This is a genomic window from Mycobacterium gordonae, assembly GCF_001417955.2.
Classification (GTDB): Bacteria; Actinomycetota; Actinomycetes; order Mycobacteriales; family Mycobacteriaceae; genus Mycobacterium; species Mycobacterium gordonae_B.
This window is the reverse complement of the sequence record NZ_LKTM01000225.1, coordinates 1-935: the sequence shown is the minus strand read 5'-3', so window position 1 is coordinate 935 and position 935 is coordinate 1. Positions and strand designations below refer to the sequence as shown.

Genomic DNA, 935 nt, shown 5'->3' with positions numbered 1-935 from the left:
GCGTTGTCGCCGGAGTCGTTGGCGACCGGGCTCAATCGGGTGTTGGCCAATGTGGGGTCGGGCAATGTGGGGGTGGGCAATCTCGGCAGTGCCAATGTGGGCACGGCGAATCTGGGTGACTTCAACCTCGGGGCCGGCAATGTCGGGGTCGGCAACGTGGGGTTGGGCAACACCGGCAGCCACAACATCGGGTTCGGGCTCACCGGTGATCACCGGATCGGGGTGGGGGGCACGTATGTCACCCTGGGTGCTGCTGGTGGGGTGGAGTCGTTCGCTCTGGGTGGGTTGAACTCGGGTAGTGGGAATTTGGGGTTGTTCAACTCGGGTGCGGACAATGTGGGGTTGTTCAATTCGGGGTCGGGGAACTTCGGGATCGGGAACACCGGGGTGGGCAATACGGGGTTGTTCAACGCGGGGTCGTTGAACTGGGGTGTGTTTGATGGGGGTGTGGGCAACGTCGGGTTGTTCAATACGGGCAGTTTCAACACGGGCAGTTTCAATCCGGGGTCGTTTAACACCGGTGGTTTCAATGTGGGGGATACGAATACGGGGTGGTTCAACGGTGGGAATGTCAATACCGGGGTGTTGAACTTCGGGGACATGAACAACGGGGTGTTGAACACGGGGTCGTGGAACAACGGGGTGTTGCTGGCGGGGGTGGGTCAGGGCAGTGTGCATGTGGGGGTGGTGATTCCGGATGTGACGTTGCCGCCGTTGCAGGTGCCTTCGATTGCGGTGCCGGGGTTCGGGTTGCCGTCGATCACGGTGCCCTCGATCTCGATTCCGGCGTCGAGTACTCCGGCGGGGATCATGGTGGGTGGGTTCGGCCTGCCGCCGATCACGGTGCCCTCGATCTCGATTCCGGCCTCGAGCACCCCGGCGGGGATCACGGTGGGTGGGTTCGGCCTGCCGCCGATCACGGTGCCCTCGATCTC

At 62.9% G+C, this 935-nt stretch carries 1 pseudogene; it reads left to right on the top strand.

The window, feature by feature from the left end:
• A pseudogene (locus AO501_RS17725) lies at positions 1 to 935 on the top strand (hypothetical protein); the annotation flags it as partial.